This is a genomic window from Streptomyces sp. NPDC059874 (assembly GCF_042731135.1).
Classification (GTDB): domain Bacteria; phylum Actinomycetota; class Actinomycetes; order Streptomycetales; family Streptomycetaceae; genus Streptomyces.
Genome location: NZ_JBHWJY010000170.1, coordinates 1 through 4,283 on the forward strand (window position 1 = coordinate 1; position 4,283 = coordinate 4,283).

Annotated in this window: 4 protein-coding genes; all 4 read left to right on the forward strand. The window is 74.2% G+C overall.

Features of this window, described 5'->3' with window-relative positions:
- On the forward strand, window positions 1–1,348 hold a 1,348-nt coding region (locus ACFV9H_RS41195), incomplete at its 5' end, for a DUF4350 domain-containing protein (RefSeq protein ID WP_385409101.1).
- Window positions 1,345–2,331: an AAA family ATPase gene (locus ACFV9H_RS41200; RefSeq protein WP_385409103.1), complete on the forward strand. Its 987-nt coding sequence runs from the start codon at window positions 1,345–1,347 to the stop codon at window positions 2,329–2,331. The genes ACFV9H_RS41195 and ACFV9H_RS41200, both read left to right, overlap by 4 nt.
- Complete coding sequence (locus tag ACFV9H_RS41205; protein WP_385409104.1) at window positions 2,331–3,641, forward strand: DUF58 domain-containing protein; 1,311 nt, start codon at window positions 2,331–2,333, stop codon at window positions 3,639–3,641. The genes ACFV9H_RS41200 and ACFV9H_RS41205 overlap by 1 nt, the downstream gene beginning before the upstream one ends.
- Window positions 3,642–3,670: 29 nt before the next feature.
- Window positions 3,671–4,144, forward strand: coding sequence for a hypothetical protein (locus ACFV9H_RS41210; RefSeq protein ID WP_385409106.1), 474 nt, complete (start codon window positions 3,671–3,673; stop codon window positions 4,142–4,144).
- The last annotated feature ends 139 nt before the right edge of the window (window positions 4,145–4,283 follow it).

The window sequence follows — 4,283 nt, forward strand, 5'->3', positions numbered from 1 at the left end:
GGGCGCCGAACACCACCGTCCTCGGCCCTCCGACCCCTCGCCACGTTCGGCGCCCGAGGAGACGCCCCGGCGCCCGGCCGGCCCCGTCGGAACCCCCCAGACCCCGCCCAGCCGGCCGCAGGCCGCCGTCCCCGACGAAACCGCCGGCGCCGCCGCCCCCGGCACCACCGCCCGCCCCGCCCGAACCCGCCGAACCCGCCGAACCCGCCGCATCCTCCGCGTCCTGGCCCTCCTCGGCGTACTCGCCGCCGGCGCCGCCGTCCTCGCCGCCCTGAACACCGGCAGCCGCCACGGCCTCCTCGACCCCCGCTCCGCCGACCCCTCCGGCAGCCGCGCCGTCGCCGAGCTGCTCAAGGAGCGCGGCGTCACCACCCGCGTCGTCACCACAGCCCGAGAGGCCGCCGGCGCCACCGGCCCCCGCACCACCCTCCTGGTCACCGACCCCGACCGGCTCGGCGCCACCCAGCGCCGCCTGGTCCGCTCGGCCATGGACCTCTCCGGCGGCCGCACCCTCCTCGTGGGACCCACCACCCACAGCCTTCCCGACCTGGCACCCGGCGTCCGCACCAAGGGCGACTCCCACACGGACGACCTCGCCCCTGGCTGCACCCTGCCCGCCGCCACGTCCGCCGGCCGCGCCACCACGGGTACCGGCCTGCGCTACACCTCGACCACCCCCGGCGCCATCGCCTGTTACCCCAGCGACGGCCACCCCACGCTCCTCGTGCTCCCCACCGGCACCAAGGGGGGCGACACCGTCCTCCTCGGCTCCGGCACGATCCTCCTCAACGAGAGCCTCGCCGACGCCGGCAACGCCTCCCTCGCCCTCCAACTCCTCGGCTCCCGCCCGGACCTCGTCTGGTACATGCCGTCCCTGGCGGACTCCGACGCCGAGAGCCAAGCCGCCGGCGAGGACCTGAGCCTCCTCGACCTGGCCCCGCCCGGCTGGTCCTGGGCCCTGCTCCAGCTCTTCGTCGCCGCGGCCCTCGCCGCCCTCTGGCGCGCCCGCCGACTCGGCCCCCTCGTCACCGAGAAGCTCCCCGTCGTCATCCGCGCCTCCGAGGCCACCGAAGGACGCGCCCGCCTCTACCGCAAGGCCCGCGCCCGCGACCGCGCCGCCACCGTGCTGCGCGCCGCCGCCCGCGAACGCCTCGCCGCCCTGACCGGCGTACCGCACACCCAGGCCCACGAACCCACCGCCCTCACCCCGGCGGTCTCCGCCCGGCTCACGGACGGCCCCCGGGACGTGACCGCCCTCCTGTTCGGCCCCACACCCTCCGACGACGCGGCACTCGTCGCGCTCGCCGATCACCTCGACGCCCTCGAAAGAGAGGTCCGTACGTCATGACGTACCCGGCCACCGAGTCCACGGCTGCGACCGCGGACAGCGCCCGCGCTTCCCTCGAAGCGCTCCGCACCGAGATCGGCAAGGCCGTGGTCGGCCAGGACTCGGCCGTGACCGGCCTCGTCGTCGCCCTGCTCTGCCGCGGCCACGTCCTCCTCGAAGGCGTCCCCGGCGTAGCAAAGACCCTCCTCGTACGGGCCCTGGCCGCCTCCCTCGAACTCGACACCAAGCGCGTCCAGTTCACCCCCGACCTGATGCCGAGCGACGTCACCGGCTCCCTCGTCTACGACGCCCGCACCGCCGAGTTCTCCTTCCAGAACGGCCCGGTCTTCACCAACCTCCTCCTCGCGGACGAGATCAACCGGACCCCGCCCAAGACCCAGTCCTCCCTCCTCGAAGCCATGGAGGAACGCCAGGTCACGGTCGACGGCACGCCCCGCGCGCTCCCCGAGCCCTTCCTCGTCGCCGCGACCATGAACCCGGTCGAGTACGAGGGCACGTACCCCCTCCCGGAAGCCCAGTTGGACCGCTTCCTCCTCAAGCTCACCGTGCCCCTGCCTTCCCGCGCGGACGAGATCGGCGTCCTGACCCGGCACGCCGCCGGCTTCAACCCCCGCGACCTGCACGCCGCCGGCATCCGCCCGGTCGCCGGCCGCGCCGAACTCGAAGCCGCCCGCCAGGCCGTCGCACTCACCACCGTCTCCGCCGAAATCGCGGGCTACGTCGTCGACATCTGCCGCGCCACCCGCGAGTCGCCGTCCCTCACCCTCGGCGTCTCTCCCCGCGGCGCGACCGCGCTGCTGGCCACCGCCCGCGCCTGGGCCTGGCTCACCGGCCGCGACTACGTCACCCCCGACGACGTGAAGGCCCTCGCGCTCCCGACCCTGCGCCACCGCGTCCAGCTGCGCCCCGAAGCCGAAATGGAAGGCGTCACCGCGGACTCGGTCATCACGGCGATCCTCTCCCACGTCCCCGTCCCGCGCTGATGGCCCTCACCGGACGCGCCGCCCTGCTGGCGGCCCTCGGCAGCATCCCCGTCGGCATCCTCGAACCGAGCTGGACGGGGATGCTCGCGGTCAACGGCCCGCTGGCGCTGGCGTGCGCGGTCGACTACGCCCTCGCGGCGCCGGTCCGCCCCCTCCTCCTCACCCGCTCGGGCGACACCTCGGTCCGCCTGGGCGAAACGGCGGACGTGCACCTCACCCTCACCAACCCGGGCACCCGCACGCTCCGCGCCCGCATCCGCGACGCCTGGCCCCCCAGCAGCTGGCTCCCCGGCACCGAGGGCCCCGCCTCCCGGCACACCCTGACCATCCCGGCGGGGGAACGCCGCAGGTTGACCACCCGCCTCCGGCCCACCCGCCGCGGCGACCGCCAGGCCGACCGCGTCACGATCCGCTCGTACGGGCCGCTGGGCCTGCTCGCCCGCCAGGGCTCCCACACCGTCCCCTGGACGGTCCGGGTCCTGCCGCCCTTCACGAGCCGCAAACACCTCCCCTCGCGCCTCGCACGCCTCCGCGAACTGGACGGCCGTACGAGCGTCCTCACCCGCGGCGAGGGCACCGAGTTCGACAGCCTGCGCGACTACGTCCCCGGAGACGACACCCGCTCCATCGACTGGCGGGCCACCGCCCGCCAGAACAAGGTGGCCGTCCGCACCTGGCGCCCCGAACGCGACCGCCACATCCTGATCTGCCTGGACACAGGCCGCACCTCCGCGGGCCGCGTGGGCGACGCCCCCCGCCTCGACTCGGCCATGGACGCGGCCCTGCTCCTCGCCGCCCTGGCCACCCGCGCCGGCGACCGCGTGGACCTGCTGGCCCACGACCGCCGGCCCCGCGCCCAGGTCCAGGGACGCGCGGCCGCCGACGTCCTCCCGTCCTTCGTCAACGCGATGGCCACCCTCGAACCGGAACTGGTCGAGACGGACAACCGCACCCTGGTCTCCACCATCCTGCGCAGCGCCCCGCGCCGCTCCCTGGTGGTCCTCCTGACGAGCTTGGACACGGCACCCGTAGAAGAGGGCCTGCTCCCGGTCCTCCCCCAGCTCACGGCCCGCCACACGGTCCTGCTGGCCTCCGTGGCCGACCCCCACGTCGCCGCCATGACCGCGGCCCGCGGCAACGCCGACGCGGTCTACGAGGCCGCGGCCGGCACCCAGTCCCAATCCCAGCGCCGCCGCATCGCCGACCAACTCACCCGCCACGGCGTCCACGTGGTCGACGCCACCCCGGACGACCTGGCCCCCGCCCTGGCGGACGCCTACCTCGCCCTCAAGGCCGCCGGCCGCCTCTAGGTCCCGTCGCGTTCCTCAAGGAGGGACAAGTGAACGAGTCGAGTGCCCCGCTGCCCGAGCCGGTCTGGTTGGTCGCGGCGAACGTGGTGACCTGGCGTCGCTGCGGAAACGACGGCCAGGAACTGCGCCCGGGCACGAAGAGCTTCAAGGGCGGGGCAAAGGTGTACGTCGCCCGTGTCTACTGGGGCCCGGGAGGCGACCGGCTCACGGTGATCGGCCGCGCGCGCCACACGAACAGGTGGATCGTCATCAACACGGCGACGCGCCACCTTCACAGCTTCCGACCGAAGCTCGTCCACACGCCCCGCGTCGTGGAGCGGCTGAGCACCACACGAAACCCCGATGGGTTCAGCGCAGACCAAGCAGAGACCTACGCCGCGACGCTGGAACAGTACGCGCGCCAGTACCGCGCGGAAATCTCCCCGTCCAGCCCCCACCCGAACCGCTGCCTGTGCCACGCCTGCCTGACCGGCGAATCAACCTGGGCAGAGCACATCCACTGACTCTGACTTGTTGGCGCCGGCATCGGCGCCAACAAACAGGCCCAGAACGCAGAAAAGCCCCGCACCATAAGGTGCGGGGCTTTCCCACAATGATTGTTCGGCGGCGTCCTACTCTCCCACAGGGTCCCCCCTGCAGTAC

Coding starts and splice junctions, on each gene's coding strand:
- ACFV9H_RS41200 (WP_385409103.1), top strand. CDS start 1,345: ATGACGTACCCGGCCACCGAGTCCACGGCTGCGACCGCGGACAGCGCC.
- ACFV9H_RS41205 (WP_385409104.1), top strand. CDS start 2,331: ATGGCCCTCACCGGACGCGCCGCCCTGCTGGCGGCCCTCGGCAGCATC.